The following is a 12,350-nucleotide window of genomic DNA, read 5'->3' on the forward strand; positions in this document are numbered from 1 at the left end:
GGGCGGTTGATGGTGCCGGTTCAGCCGCCGACGGGTTTCGTCATCTGTGTCGCTGCGGAAAACCCGAAGACCGGCTTCAGCAGACCAAGCGACAGGACGCCGCTTGCTGCGAACCCTTCCCGTTCGTAAAGCGCGCGGGCACGCGGGTTCGTGTCGATGACGTCCAGCCTGATCCGCTTCAGCGCCATGGACGCGGCGTACGCCTCGACCGCGCGCAGAAGCGCTGTTCCGACACCGTGACCCCTGGCCGACGCCTCGACAAAAATGCCATCCATCAGCAGCGTTTCGTCGGCGCAGTCCCGTTCCAGAACATGGATCAGCGCGCCGCGTATCGTGGCCCCCAGCCAGCCGTAGATGCGCGCCAGATCGCCGAAACCACCACCGACCAGTGCGCCACGGGCGGATTTGAAACCGGCCATCCCCAGAAACTGCCCGTCATGCGACACGGCAGAGATGGCATGGGTCGGGTCCAGGACGCTTTCGATAAAGGACGTGGCCTTGTCCGCGGGCCCAAGCGGATACCGAAGCTTGCGCGAAAAGGCGCGCCAATAGCCGCGGGCGGCCTGTTGGCGGTGCTCGGGCCGAAGACCGGTTTCGACGGTAAATGGCTTCGCTGGGTCGATTGTGTTCACGACGGACGCTTCCTATGTTTCGATAGAAATGGTTGTGAAGACGTTTGATTTCAAATGATATTGCGGGCTGTTCTGACCGCCGGCCTTGTTCTGGCCTTTGGGTTGGGTGTGATACTCTGGCGTTTGGCTGACCACGATCTGGACCGCCGGGTCAGCGCGCCGTTTGGGGTCTCGGTCTCGGGCAATCTGGTATCGGGCACGATTTGGTTTCCCGATGACGCGGTGATCGCCGCCGTTGCAATCGTTCACGGGGATGGCGCGCAAGACCGATTGTCGGCGGGCGGCTACGCGCCCCTGATCAATGCCCTGCTCGATCGCGGAATCGCGGTCGCGTCCTGGGACAAGCCCGGCGTCGGCGCGTCAGGTGGCAACTGGCTGCTGCAATCGATGTCGGACCGGGCGGACGAAACCCGCGCCGTCCTTCATCTTTTGAAAGAGCGCTTTCAGGGAACGGCCATCGGTGCGCTTGGGTTTTCGCAGGCCGGATGGGTGTTGCCATCGTTGACCCGCGCCGATGCGGATTTTCTGATCCTGGCGGGCGCGGCCATGTCCTGGCAGCAGCAGGGGGCGTATTTTACGCGAATGCGGCTCCGCCAGGCGGGGCTGGACGCGCCGACCATCGCGGCCACGCTTGCCGCGCAAGCCATCGCCGACGACCGCGCGTTTGGCCCGAATGCCACGGCAGATGACGCGCCCGCTGGCATGACCCCTGATCGCTGGCGGTTCATCCGCCAGAACCGCGGCGCAGAGTCGCGGCAGGCCCTGATGGCGCTGGACGTTCCGCTTTTGGCGATCTGGGGGGCGGAGGACCTGAACGTCGATCCGGTTCGAAACGCCGCACGCTTTCGCCAGGCGCTGGCCGGACGCGATGCGCCCACCCGCATCATCGTCCTGCCGGACGCGACGCATGGGCTGTTGAAGGCGCCGGCCTATAACTGGCAACTGTCCGAAGATTGGTCGCATTATGCCGTCGCCAGGTTTCTGCTGGAGGGGCGCCATGCCTACGCCCCCGGCGCGCTCGACGCAATCTCCGACTGGATCGAAGGGGGCTACGAAGGCGACTAGCCGTCATCGGGGCAAGCCGTGGCACCGCCCGTAACAGGCGCGGAGCGGCCCAGTCCTTCACGCTTGCTGCAATGCAGCATTGCGCCGATTGCAATTGTCCCGTCAGCGATCCTGACCTAATTTGGAAGGAAGGGAGGAAACCTTGTGAGCAGACAGGAGTTTCCAGATGGCAACCACGATCACCAACACCAATGCGCCGCAGGCTGGCGGGATTCTGACCGCGATTGGCGCGCCGTTTCGTGCCCTTGGCCGGGGGCTGGTCCGCATGGCCGAACAGAATCCGCGGCTGAAACGCATCCAGGCGCTGCAGGCGAAATCCGATGCCGAGCTGGCCGAGCTTGGGCTGAAGCGCGACGATATCGTGCATCACGTGTTTCGGGCGTCCTATTACCTGTAAGCGCTTCGCCTGAACCGGCGATTGGGCTTTCGGCCCGAAATTCAGCGCGTTATGCTGGCCCCGACAGACAGACGAGGGCCGCATGACAACCGATTACGGAACCGTTCTTGGCACCGCTCCGGCGGATGCGGTGCAGGATGTCGCCGACACGGTGACATTGGATTACGAGGGGCGGTTCCTGCGCCGCAAGCGGCTGTCGACCGATGGCGGCGGCACCGTTCTGGTGAACCTGGCCGAGACCACCAACCTGACCGAAGAGACCGCCCTGTTGCTGGCCGATGGGCGCGTGATCGCGGTGAAACCGGCGGACGAGCCGCTGTTGCAGGTCACGGGCGCGCATCTGATCCGGCTGGCATGGCATATCGGCAACCGTCACACCCCCTGTCAGATCACCCAGAGCGCGCTGTTCATCCAGCGCGACCATGTGCTGGCCGAGATGCTGCGCGGATTGGGCGGCACGGTCACGGAAGTGACAGCGCCGTTCCGGCCCGAGGGCGGGGCCTATGGCCACGGGCGGACGATGGGCCATTCCCATGGCCCCGATGAGCCCCATCACCACCACCATCACGGCCACGGCTGAGCGATGACCGCCGACCTGCTGACCCTGACGCAATGGCTGTCGCCGGCCTTTCCGGTGGGCGGCTATGCCTATTCCCACGGGCTGGAACAGGCGATCGCGGCGGGGCGGGTGACGGATGCGGGGGGCTTGTGCGACTGGCTTTCGGTGGTGCTGGATCACGGCACGGGCCGGGTCGATGCGGTGCTGCTGTGCCTGACGCTGAACGGTGCCGATCTGGCCGATACCGCGCGGGCGCTGGCCCCATCGCGCGAGCGCGCGCAAGAGGCCGAGGATCAGGGGCGCGCCTTTGTCGAGGCGGTCAATGCCCTGCGCGGCACCGCCATTGCGCCGCAGCCGCTGCCCACCGCCGTGGGGCAGGCCGCGCGCCTGCTGGATCTGCCCGCGTCCGAGGTTGCCGCGCTTTACCTGCATGCGTTCACGTCGAACCTGGTGTCGGCGGCGGTGCGCTTCGTGCCGCTGGGACAGGCGGCGGGGCAACAGGCGCTGGCCGATCTGCATCCGCTGATCCTGAACCTGGCCGATTGGGCCGCGACGGCCGGGCTGGACGATCTGGCCAGCGGTGCCTATGGCTCGGACCTGGCGGCGATGGAACATGAAACGCTGGATGTCAGGCTGTTCCGCACATGACGGCCCCGGCACAATCGCGAAAAGGAGGATCGGAATGGCGGATGCGCATGGGCCCTTGCGGGTGGGGATCGGTGGCCCGGTGGGCGCGGGCAAGACAACGCTGACCGAACAGCTGTGCCGGGCGATGGCACAGGATTATTCCGTGGCCGTGATCACCAACGATATCTATACGTCCGAAGATGCCGAATACCTGATGCGGGCGCAGGTGCTGCCGCTGGACCGGATCAAGGGGGTGGAAACCGGCGGCTGCCCGCATACCGCGATCCGCGAGGATGCGTCGATCAACCTGGCCGAGGTGGCGGCGTTTCGCGAACGAATTCCCGATCTGGACGTGATCTTCATCGAATCCGGCGGCGACAATCTGGCCGCGACCTTCAGCCCCGAGCTGGCCGATCTGACGCTCTACGTGATCGACACGGCAGCGGGTCAGGACATTCCGCGCAAGAAGGGGCCGGGGGTCACGCGCTCGGACCTGCTGATCATCAACAAGACCGATCTGGCGCCGCATGTGGGCGTGGACCGCGATCTTCTGGAAAGCGATGCGGCGGCGGCGCGGGGCACGCGGCCCTTTGTCATGGCGGCGCTGAAAAGCGGGCAGGGCGTCGACCGGATCGTGCAGTTCCTGAAGGACGCGGGCGGGCTTCAGGACCGGCCCTGACCACGGGCATCGCGGGCCTTGGCCCCGGCAGGCGTGCCGGGCAGGCTGCGCCCCTGCCGCAGCAGCAGCTCTTCCAGTTCGTCGAACCGTTCGCGGTCCGCGGGCTGGCCGAATTTCGCCGCCGCCACACGGCTGAGCAGCGCGGTCAGATAGGGGCGGTCCTCGGCCTCGAGCTGTGCGCGCAGCCGGTCGTAATAGGGCGCATGGCCGCGGCGCGCGCGATAGAGCCGGTGGAAGATCTGGGGCGTCAGCTGCCCCTCGCACGCGGCATCCAGAACCTCGTCCAGGATGCCCATCGCGGCCAGGTCGGTTTCCAGCGTCTTGCCCAGGTGCCGACAGCGCAGCATGTGCACATGGCGGTTGGTATAAAGCGCGGCATGCATCGCATCGGGCCGGCGATAGGGGTCGAACAGGACAAAGGCCTGCGCGGCGGCCTCGATCATCTCGGGGCCATAGCCATAGCGGGTGGTGAAGTTCAGCCGCCGATAGCGGAAATAGCGGCGGTCCCAGCCAGTGACCGACGGGTCCAGCGTGGCCACGGGGTTCACCGCGATGACCGTCGCGCCGGGCGCGGCCACCGAATAGGCGGCGGCGGCATAGCCGCACATCCCCGCGCCATAGAACACCACGCGGTCGAACGTGTCGAAATACCCTTCGTCGATCAGCCGGTCGAAATAGGCATAGACGACCGGGTCGCGATACCAGGCGCGCCGTTCGCTGAGCAGGGTCAGAAAGGACATTCCCGATTCATCGGCCAGCGCAGCCGCCAGCGGCGTCTGTTCCGGGCGGTGCGCCAGGATCTTGTCAACGGATTCGAATGTCACCAGCAGGGTGTGCGATTGACGCGATGTCAGCGCGCTGTACCCGTTTCCCAGACTTTCGATACCACCTGTACCATCTACCGACCGCGCCAGGCTGGAATACCATTCGCCCGCTGCGGTGCCGTCGTTGCCGACTTGCATCTGCGTCTTTCTATCCCACTCACATCGGTCCAGGACCGATACTGAAACTTACAACTTCCCTTTGCCCTGACCCTAAGCGCCAAATATGCGCCAAACCGGACAGGATTACGGTATCATAAATATAATATTCACCAATTTCGAGCGCGCCCCGCTTACCGCAGGCGCAAAATCCGCGCCGCCGTCGCGGCATCTAGCGGCTTTGTTGGCGGTGTCATCAACAATCGGCCGAAGAGCGCGCGATTGGGCTCTGATTTCATCAAGGTCCGGAACCGGTCATGCCGCCATTGCACGGCGGCCTTGTGCAGGGTGTTCACGATTTCGTCATCACTCAACGCCTGACGGCGGGATTGTCGCTGCACCCGCAGCGAATCGATGCTGCGATCGGTGTCGGTATTCAGGTTTCGTTCCACCCAATAGTCCATGCCCAGCGAATCGGCCTCGTGCACCGCGCGGCCCCGGTCGCATTTCACGACATAGCTTTCCATCGCGCCCAGCGGATAATGGTTGAGCTGCGCCAGCCGGTAGTTGTCACGGCCAAAAGGGGAAAAAAGCTGCTGGCGGCGAAAGACGGACGGCAGGTTACGCCCCGCGCCGTCGATCCAGACCGCGCCATCGACCCTATCCGGATCGGGGCTGCGGGGGCGATGGACGCCCAGTTTCCGATAGATCCCATTGTTGCGGTAAAGCGTCTTGAACATCGCCGCGCGCCAGGGCCAGTGCAGCACCGCAGGCGCGGCGCGGGTGAACTGATCGGGGATCGGCAGGTCCTGATACGCGACCACGCCCGCATTGCCGAACCAGCGCCAGGTCAGCGGGATCGCATCGGCGCGGGGCAGGGCGCCGATCAGGTCAGGCAGGGTATGATCGCCCACATGGATATTCACGAACTCGTCGATATCCAGCGTCATGATCCAGTCGGCCTGTTTCACCAGCGGATGCGCGTCGGCCCGTTTCAGTGCGGCGAATTGCACGCCCCCCTGATGCGGCGCGGGGTTGGGCAGGTGGGTCAGGTGGCCCAGCGTCTGCAACCGGTCCAGCAGCGTGTCGGTCCCGTCGTCGCAATCGTTCGACAGCACCAGAAAATCGGTGAAGCCGACCGCCTGGTGATGGGCCAGCCAATCCAGCAGGAACGCGCCCTCGTTCTTGACGGTCAGGACGGCCAGCGCGCGCATCGGCTACCAGTCCCGCCGAAAAGTCACGACGCGGCCCGCCGATTGCTTGGGCGCATAGGTCAGCCCGCCATCGCCCAAGGCCCGGAAGAGCCCCGCAATCACCGCCGGCCCCGCCGATTGCGGCGGCAGGGTCAGCACCGCCATCCGCAGCCCCGACAGATCGGCCTGGGCCAGCAGGTTGGCGGGGGCGTGCGACATGTCGCCAACCAGCACATCGGGGGCGAAATCGCGGATCAGATGCCCGGTGTTCAGCGCCGGCACCTGCACCGTTTCGACCACGCCGCCGGGCTGGTCATCGGTGCTGGACAGCAGCAGGTCACCGCGCAGGTGGAACGCGGCCTGGCCCTTGCGCAGGCCCGGCAGGCCGTGCAGCGCCTGCACGGTTTCGATCCCGTTGGCGCGGTAAAGCCGCTCGGCATATTCGCAAAGCGGCTGGGCGGGGTCGACGGCCTGAATGTGCCGGATGCCCAGCCGCAGGCTCAGCAGCGCCGGGATCAGGCCCGGGCCGGACCACAGCGTCAGCACCCGGTCCTGTGGATCGGTCTGGCGCAGGGCGGTGCGGACCATCGCCGCCGCAAACCGCCCGTCGCGCAGCTGCCGCAGCCGCCGCTTGGTCAGCACGCGCGGATCGGCGGGCAGGGTCAGGCCATAGGCGCGGGTGTCGGCGGCGGGGGCGTCCATGCTCAGCTCTCCATATCCAGCGACAGGGCGAAGGCCGCGCGTTCGGTCGCGGTCAGGTCGGCGCCGCGGATCGACCTCAGCAGGTCCGCGAATTCAGGGTCGGCGCGCAGCTCGGCCGCCTTGGCGCGGTGCCAGTCGACCGCCGCCTGATGCAGCGCGGCCAGCTCCGCATCCTGCTTCAGCCGGGCGATCTCGGCCCGCAGCCGGGGCAGGTTGCGCTGGATCGTGACATCGCGGTGGTCGTTCCAGTCCATCCGGATCCAGTAGTTCATCCCGATCGTGCGATCCACATGCAGCGCCCGGCCACGCTGGCGCTTGACCAGGAAACTGTCGGCCGAGCGCAGCGCGTAATGGTTCAGTTGCAGCAGGTCATAGCCGATGGTGCGTTTCGACGACCGCCAGCCGTTTTCGACCACCGTATCGCCCATCGCCCGGGCCGAGCCGTTGACCCAGCGCACCCGGTCGCGCATGTCCGCCTGCAGCTTGTTCGGGCGGTGACAGCTGAGCTTTTCATAGGCGCCGATATTGCGGCTCAGGGTCTTGAACCCCCAGGCGGTGTGCGGCTTGGGGCAGTATTTCGGCGCGCAATGGTCGAATTGGCCGATCACCGGTGCGTCGCGGAATTCGGTGACGCCATTGGTGCCGAAAAGCCGCCAGGTCATCGCCACATGGGTCGCATCCGGGCAATGGGCGAAGAAATCGTCCAGCGTGCCGTTGCCGCAGCGGATGTTCACGAACTCGTCCACGTCGAAATGCGCGATCCAGTCGGCCTGTTGCATCACCGGCTCGCGCAGGGACTGGTTCAGCGCGTATTGCTGCGGGGATTTGCCCTTCCAACCGTTGTTGGACCGGTGGTGCAGGATGCCCATCGCCTGTAGCCGTTGCAGGATCTGATCGGTCCCGTCGGTGCAGTCATTGGTATAGATCAGAAAGGTATCGAACCCCACCAGCCGGTGATAGGCGACCCATTCCAGGATATAGGGGCCTTCGTTCTTCATGCAGGCCACGACCACATTGCCGCTGCGCCCCTCGGGCAGGCTGCGCGGGGTGGGGGTGGTGAAATCGGGGCCGGCCTGGGTTTCGTCGATGCCGCCCAGCAGGTTGTGCGGGGCAAAGGGGCTGCGGCGCAGCTCGTCCAGCTTGGCCCGGGCGGTATCGGGCAGGATGGCCTGCGCGGCGGGGCTCAGCTCGGGCGTGCGCGCGGATTTTGTGGCGCGCTGTTCCTCGCGCGTGGCGCGGTCGATCCGGGGCAGGAACGCTGCCAGATATTGCGTCGCGCGGTATCCCATTTGCGGATCGGGTGGGGTCCAGGCGGGTTTGGGATCGGGGGCGTTGAAGGTTTCGGCGTTCAGCCCCGGATGCGCGTCGGCCAGCGCCGCGTTCGCTTGTGCAAAGCGGTCCGAGACTACGGCCAGCGCCCCGGGGTCCAGCGGCGCGCCGGGCACCGCGACCTCGTCCAGGAACCGTCGCCACATCCGGCGCGGTACGCTGCGGCCCGTGGCCAGAAGCCGGATCAGCTGCGCATTCAAAAGCCGCCCGCGTTCCAGCGTGGCGTCCGACAGCGGCGCGGGATCGGGGGCCAGCTCGACCGGGTTCAACGTGCCGGGCAGGGCGAAGCTTTCGGCGATCTCGTCCGGCAGGGCGGTGTCGGCGAACCGCGCGGCGCTATAGCTGCGCAACTGCACATTGCCCGCGCCAAAGGCACGCTCCCACCGGGATTGCAGCGCGGCATAGTCCAGCCAGGGCGGCGGCGCCTGCACATCGGGGGACTGATGGCGCAGGACATCGCCCGGGGTCCAGTCGGCCAGTGCGGCGGTGGACCAGTCGGGCGCCGCCAGCAGCGCGAGATCACGGTCCAAAGGCGCGGTGCGCCCGTCGCGGATCTGTTCGGCGTAATGCGCGGCCAGCATCCGGGCGGGGTTGTCCAGATGCGCCAGAACGCGGATGCGACTGGCCAGCGGGGCCAGCATGTCGTGCAGGCGGGCGAGCTCGCTGTCGCGGTGCAGATCGATGGCCAGCTGTTGCGCCGACAGGATGACGGTCTGCGGCTGGGCGGCGGCGATCTCGTCCGTCAGGGCCTGTTGCACCTCCGCCCGCAGGGCGGCCTGTTTGTCGGGCTCGGCAAAGCCGCGCTGGGCGCGCAATTGCCCCACCATGTCGGGATCGCTTGCGGCCAGAAACAGCCGCGTGTGGTTGCGCCGCCCGGGTGTGGTGGCGAACAGCACGCCCATGCGTTTCAGCGCCCCGCGCCGCGCCGCCAACACCTGCTGGATGCGTTCCGCACCGCAATAGGGCAGGCCGATATGCAGCCAGATCTCGGTCATGCGCGGGCCGCCTGTAGCATGGCGATCAGCGCATCCTCGGCCGGGGGCAGGGGGGATGCCGCCAGAAGCTGCGCGCGCGTGGCGGCATAATCGTCCTGTGCCATCAGCCGGTCGATGGTGGCGCGGTGGCTGGCCACGCAATCGTCATGCGCCTGTGCCACGCCGGGCAGCGCCTTGAGCGCGGCAATCCCGTCATGCAGCTTCGGCAGGTGGCGCTGGATCGACGTGTCCTCGAAAGCGGCATCGTTCCGCTCGCGCCAATAGGTGTCGTCAAAAGCGCGGTTTTCGCGGTTCACATCGCCCCGGTCGATCTTGACCAGATAGCTGTCCAGCGACCGCAGGGCGTAATGGTTCAGCGTCGCGAAATCGCGCGCGCCCCTGGCGGTGTAACCGAACAGCCGCTTGTCGGCGTCGTTCAGGATGAAGGTACGGCTGACCTGCCGCCCCGATCCGTCTGTCCAGCGCGGCAGGCGGTCCTTGTCGAACCCTTTCAGAAACGGCCGGTGCGCGCCCCAGTAATCCGACGGCAGATCGGCGCGCATCAGCGTCTTGACCTCGATCGCCAGGTGATCGCACCAGATATCGGGATTGTGCGAGCGGGTGAATTGCCCGATCACCGGGGCGTCCACGAAATCGGTCACCGGTGTGCTGGCGAAGTGCTGATGCGTGATCGAAATCGCGTCGGGCCCGCCGCAGGCTTCGATCAGCTCCGGGATGGTGCCATCGCCCACGCGGATGTTCAGAAACTCGTCCACATCGGCGTTCCACAGCCAGTCGGCTTCGGTCACGATGGGCTGGCGGCGGGCGTCGCGCAGCGCCTCGACCTGGTATTTCCGGCTTTTGGCGGGGTTCGGCAGGTGCTGTACGATCCCGTGGCCCGCCAGCACATCCAGCAGCGTATCGGTGCCGTCGGTGCAGTCGTTGGAATAGAACAGCTGCCCCGTCACGCCCAGCAGGCGGTTATAGGCGATCCATTCCAACAGGAACGGACCCTCGTTCTTGACGCAGGTGAACGCGGTTATCTTCATGGGCGTGGCCCAGTCATTGTCCGGATGTCGAGGGTCATAAGCGTGCCTGCCCGGGCGGGATCAGGTCCCTGTCTGTGCTGCCTGCGGTTGGACATAGGTGCCAGAGCCGCGCGCGCGGGTCAATTCTCAGGCCCGCTGCATCGCCGCGGTCAGCGCGCCCATCCCCACTAGCGCCCCGCCGCCCGCCCGGTTCATCCAGCGCAACACGCCGGGCTTGCGGATGCGCATCCGCAGCCGGTCGGCCAGCAGCGCATAGGCCAGCGCGTTCAGCGCCGCCAGCGTGACGAAAGTGGCGATCAGGATACCGAATTGCGGGGCGATCGGGGCCTCGGGCCGGATGAATTGCGGCACGAAGGCGATGAAAAAGGCGATGGATTTGGGGTTCAGCGCGGTCACCGCCGCGGCATGGCCAAAGACCGCGCGCGCGGTTTTCGGCGGCGTGGCCGTCATGTCGGACAGATCCAGCGTCGGGCGGCTGCGCAGCAGCTTGATCCCCAGATAGACCAGATAGGCCGCGCCAACCCATTTCAGCGCCGTGAACAGCGTGGCCGAGGCCATGACCAGCGCCCCCAGCCCCAGAAGCGAGGCCGTCATCGCGAGGAAATCCCCCAGCGCGACCCCCAGCGCCATGCTGACCGCGACCCGCCGGCCCTGGGTCAGGGCATAGGAAATCACCAGCAGGATTGTGGGCCCCGGGATCATCAGCAGAACCACCGATGCGGCGACATAGGCAAGCCAAAGGTCAACAGACATCATCATTCCTTTCGGTTGCCTGTCAAAAAGCCACGATTTGCCCCGCGCGACAAGCCTTTGGCAGCGGCAAATTCCGGGGCGCAGTTGATTTCGATCAAGGCAGAGGCCGCGTCCCATGGCTAGATTGGAGTCGTGGGGGATGCGCCGTTTCTGCGTCTGCGGTGCGTTCCCCGCGAATGACTGCATGTCCCATTGCAGTTTCTTGCGCCGCGGGCCCTCCCTCCCGCGGCGTTTAACGTTGATATGGATCAAGGTTATCTGGCGGGGGCTTCGTTACATTCTGAAAATCGAATGTAACGGGAGTGAACAGATGACTTTATCCTGGAAGGTCGGGGGGCTGGCGCTGGGGCTGGTCTTTTTCCTGGCGGTGCTTCTGGTCAAACCGATCGGGGTATCCACGCAATTCGTGATCCTGGACGGCATCCTTTGGGATGCGGCAAGCCCCGGGGTCGTGACCCAGACGGACGAGGGCTATACCTCGACCAATGCCTATCTGGCGAAATCGGGCGGCAAATATGCGAAATCCGTGGCCAACCCGCTGAACTATTCCTTTGTCTTCGTGCTGGCGATGATGGCCGGGGCGGCGGCGTCGGTCTTTGCCCGTGGCGGGCTGGGGGCCGATGAACGTCGCGCGCCGGCGCTGTGGCGGGCCAATTTCGGCGATGGCGCGGGCAAGCGATACTTGGTGGCGTTCTTGGGCGGCTTCATCGTGCTGTATGGCGCGCGGCTGGCTGGCGGCTGCACCTCGGGGCACATGATGTCGGGGATGATGCAGACCGCGATCTCGGGCTATGTCTTTGCCGTCGGGGCCTTTGCCGCGGCGATCCCGACGGCGCTGTTGATGTTCAAGGCGGAGGACTAAGCCATGGAAATCTTTCTGGCAATCGTGATTGGCGCCGCTTTCGGCGCGGTGCTGGACCGGATCGGGGCCACCAACCCCACGCTGATCGGCAAGATGCTGAATCTGGCCAACCTGCACCTGATGAAGACCATCCTGCTGGCCATTGGCACCGCATCGATCCTGATGTTCGGGGGCCAGATGCTGGGCCTGGTGGATGTGGGGCATATGTCGGTCAAGACGGCCTATGTCGGCGTCTTTATCGGCGGGCTGATGCTGGGCCTGGGATGGGCCGCGTCGGGCTATTGCCCGGGCACGGGCGTCTGCGCGGCGGCATCGGGGCGCAAGGACGCGCTGTTTTTCATCGCGGGCGGGCTGCTGGGGGCTGCGGCCTATATGGCGACCTATCCGATGTGGAAGGCCAGCGGGCTGCTTTCGGGCAGCGCGCTGACGCTGGGACAGGTGCCCGGGTCGAAATACGACGCGCTGTTGCCCGGCGTACCCGGCGATGTCGCGGGGATCGTGATGGGCGCGGCCTTCGTGCTGATCGCGTTCCTGCTGCCGCCCAGCCTGACCGGCCGCAGCAAGGTCGCCGCACCGGCGGAATGACATGAAAAAGGCGCCCTGCGGGGC

General features: G+C 66.1%; 14 protein-coding genes. 7 read left to right on the plus strand and 7 right to left on the minus strand.

The window, feature by feature from the left end; genetic code table 11:
• Positions 1–20: 20 nt before the first annotated feature.
• Positions 21–632 (minus strand): GNAT family N-acetyltransferase, encoded by a 612-nt coding sequence (locus CLM60_RS10525; protein ID WP_095589101.1) that lies wholly within the window; start codon positions 630–632, stop codon positions 21–23.
• A gap of 123 nt (positions 633–755) precedes the next feature.
• On the opposite strand from CLM60_RS10525, the gene CLM60_RS10530 reads away from it, so the two are divergent.
• The 5 genes from CLM60_RS10530 to ureG all read left to right on the plus strand — a co-directional run bounded on the left by CLM60_RS10530 (position 756) and on the right by ureG (position 3,959).
• Positions 756–1,697 (plus strand): alpha/beta hydrolase, encoded by a 942-nt coding sequence (locus CLM60_RS10530; RefSeq protein WP_245848357.1) that lies wholly within the window; start codon positions 756–758, stop codon positions 1,695–1,697.
• A gap of 166 nt (positions 1,698–1,863) precedes the next feature.
• Positions 1,864–2,094: a hypothetical protein gene (locus CLM60_RS10535; RefSeq protein ID WP_176473852.1), complete on the plus strand. Its 231-nt coding sequence runs from the start codon at positions 1,864–1,866 to the stop codon at positions 2,092–2,094.
• Positions 2,095–2,176: 82 nt separating this feature from the next.
• Positions 2,177–2,674 (plus strand): urease accessory protein UreE, encoded by a 498-nt coding sequence (locus CLM60_RS10540; protein ID WP_095589103.1) that lies wholly within the window; start codon positions 2,177–2,179, stop codon positions 2,672–2,674.
• Between the two features lie 3 nt (positions 2,675–2,677).
• Entirely contained in the window at positions 2,678–3,301 is a 624-nt protein-coding gene (locus CLM60_RS10545) for an urease accessory protein UreF (RefSeq protein ID WP_095589104.1), read from the plus strand.
• A 34-nt stretch (positions 3,302–3,335) separates the two neighbouring features.
• The gene (gene ureG, locus CLM60_RS10550; protein WP_095589105.1) at positions 3,336–3,959 is read left to right on the plus strand and encodes an urease accessory protein UreG; all 624 of its coding nucleotides are present in this window, start codon (positions 3,336–3,338) and stop codon (positions 3,957–3,959) included.
• On the opposite strand, the gene CLM60_RS10555 is transcribed toward ureG, so the two are convergent.
• From CLM60_RS10555 to CLM60_RS10580, 6 genes are all read right to left on the minus strand, one after another.
• On the minus strand, positions 3,944–4,921 hold the full coding sequence (locus tag CLM60_RS10555) for a phosphoadenosine phosphosulfate reductase (protein ID WP_095589106.1): 978 nt from the start codon (positions 4,919–4,921) through the stop codon (positions 3,944–3,946). The genes ureG and CLM60_RS10555 overlap by 16 nt on opposite strands.
• Positions 4,922–5,073: 152 nt before the next feature.
• Positions 5,074–6,093 carry a glycosyltransferase family 2 protein gene (locus CLM60_RS10560; protein ID WP_095589107.1) on the minus strand — a complete coding sequence of 340 codons (1,020 nt, stop codon included), beginning with the start codon at positions 6,091–6,093 and terminating at the stop codon, positions 5,074–5,076.
• 3 nt (positions 6,094–6,096) lie between these two features.
• On the minus strand, positions 6,097–6,774 hold the full coding sequence (locus tag CLM60_RS10565; protein ID WP_095589108.1) for a hypothetical protein: 678 nt from the start codon (positions 6,772–6,774) through the stop codon (positions 6,097–6,099).
• Between the two features lie 2 nt (positions 6,775–6,776).
• Complete coding sequence (locus tag CLM60_RS10570) at positions 6,777–9,098, minus strand: glycosyltransferase family 2 protein (RefSeq protein ID WP_095589109.1); 2,322 nt, start codon at positions 9,096–9,098, stop codon at positions 6,777–6,779.
• Positions 9,095–10,126: a glycosyltransferase family 2 protein gene (locus CLM60_RS10575; RefSeq protein ID WP_095589110.1), complete on the minus strand. Its 1,032-nt coding sequence runs from the start codon at positions 10,124–10,126 to the stop codon at positions 9,095–9,097. Before CLM60_RS10575 ends, CLM60_RS10570 begins: the two co-directional genes overlap by 4 nt.
• A gap of 126 nt (positions 10,127–10,252) precedes the next feature.
• Positions 10,253–10,879 carry a LysE family translocator gene (locus tag CLM60_RS10580; RefSeq protein WP_095589346.1) on the minus strand — a complete coding sequence of 209 codons (627 nt, stop codon included), beginning with the start codon at positions 10,877–10,879 and terminating at the stop codon, positions 10,253–10,255.
• Between the two features lie 310 nt (positions 10,880–11,189).
• Between CLM60_RS10580 and CLM60_RS10585 the strand changes: the two genes are divergently transcribed.
• Together CLM60_RS10585 and CLM60_RS10590 are read left to right on the plus strand one after the other, a co-directional pair.
• Positions 11,190–11,741, plus strand: a complete 552-nt coding sequence (locus CLM60_RS10585) for a YeeE/YedE thiosulfate transporter family protein (protein ID WP_095589111.1) — start codon at positions 11,190–11,192, stop codon at positions 11,739–11,741.
• 3 nt (positions 11,742–11,744) lie between these two features.
• Positions 11,745–12,326: a YeeE/YedE thiosulfate transporter family protein gene (locus tag CLM60_RS10590; protein WP_095589112.1), complete on the plus strand. Its 582-nt coding sequence runs from the start codon at positions 11,745–11,747 to the stop codon at positions 12,324–12,326.
• Positions 12,327–12,350: the final 24 nt, after the last annotated feature.

It is taken from the genome of Actibacterium ureilyticum, assembly GCF_002285435.1.
Taxonomy (GTDB): Bacteria; Pseudomonadota; Alphaproteobacteria; order Rhodobacterales; family Rhodobacteraceae; genus Actibacterium_C; species Actibacterium_C ureilyticum.

Coding starts and splice junctions, on each gene's coding strand:
- CLM60_RS10535 (WP_176473852.1), top strand. CDS start 1,864: ATGGCAACCACGATCACCAACACCAATGCGCCGCAGGCTGGCGGGATT.
- CLM60_RS10540 (WP_095589103.1), top strand. CDS start 2,177: ATGACAACCGATTACGGAACCGTTCTTGGCACCGCTCCGGCGGATGCG.
- CLM60_RS10545 (WP_095589104.1), top strand. CDS start 2,678: ATGACCGCCGACCTGCTGACCCTGACGCAATGGCTGTCGCCGGCCTTT.
- ureG (WP_095589105.1), top strand. CDS start 3,336: ATGGCGGATGCGCATGGGCCCTTGCGGGTGGGGATCGGTGGCCCGGTG.
- CLM60_RS10555 (WP_095589106.1), bottom strand. CDS start 4,921: ATGCAAGTCGGCAACGACGGCACCGCAGCGGGCGAATGGTATTCCAGC.
- CLM60_RS10560 (WP_095589107.1), bottom strand. CDS start 6,093: ATGCGCGCGCTGGCCGTCCTGACCGTCAAGAACGAGGGCGCGTTCCTG.
- CLM60_RS10565 (WP_095589108.1), bottom strand. CDS start 6,774: ATGGACGCCCCCGCCGCCGACACCCGCGCCTATGGCCTGACCCTGCCC.
- CLM60_RS10570 (WP_095589109.1), bottom strand. CDS start 9,098: ATGACCGAGATCTGGCTGCATATCGGCCTGCCCTATTGCGGTGCGGAA.
- CLM60_RS10575 (WP_095589110.1), bottom strand. CDS start 10,126: ATGAAGATAACCGCGTTCACCTGCGTCAAGAACGAGGGTCCGTTCCTG.
- CLM60_RS10580 (WP_095589346.1), bottom strand. CDS start 10,879: ATGTCTGTTGACCTTTGGCTTGCCTATGTCGCCGCATCGGTGGTTCTG.
- CLM60_RS10585 (WP_095589111.1), top strand. CDS start 11,190: ATGACTTTATCCTGGAAGGTCGGGGGGCTGGCGCTGGGGCTGGTCTTT.
- CLM60_RS10590 (WP_095589112.1), top strand. CDS start 11,745: ATGGAAATCTTTCTGGCAATCGTGATTGGCGCCGCTTTCGGCGCGGTG.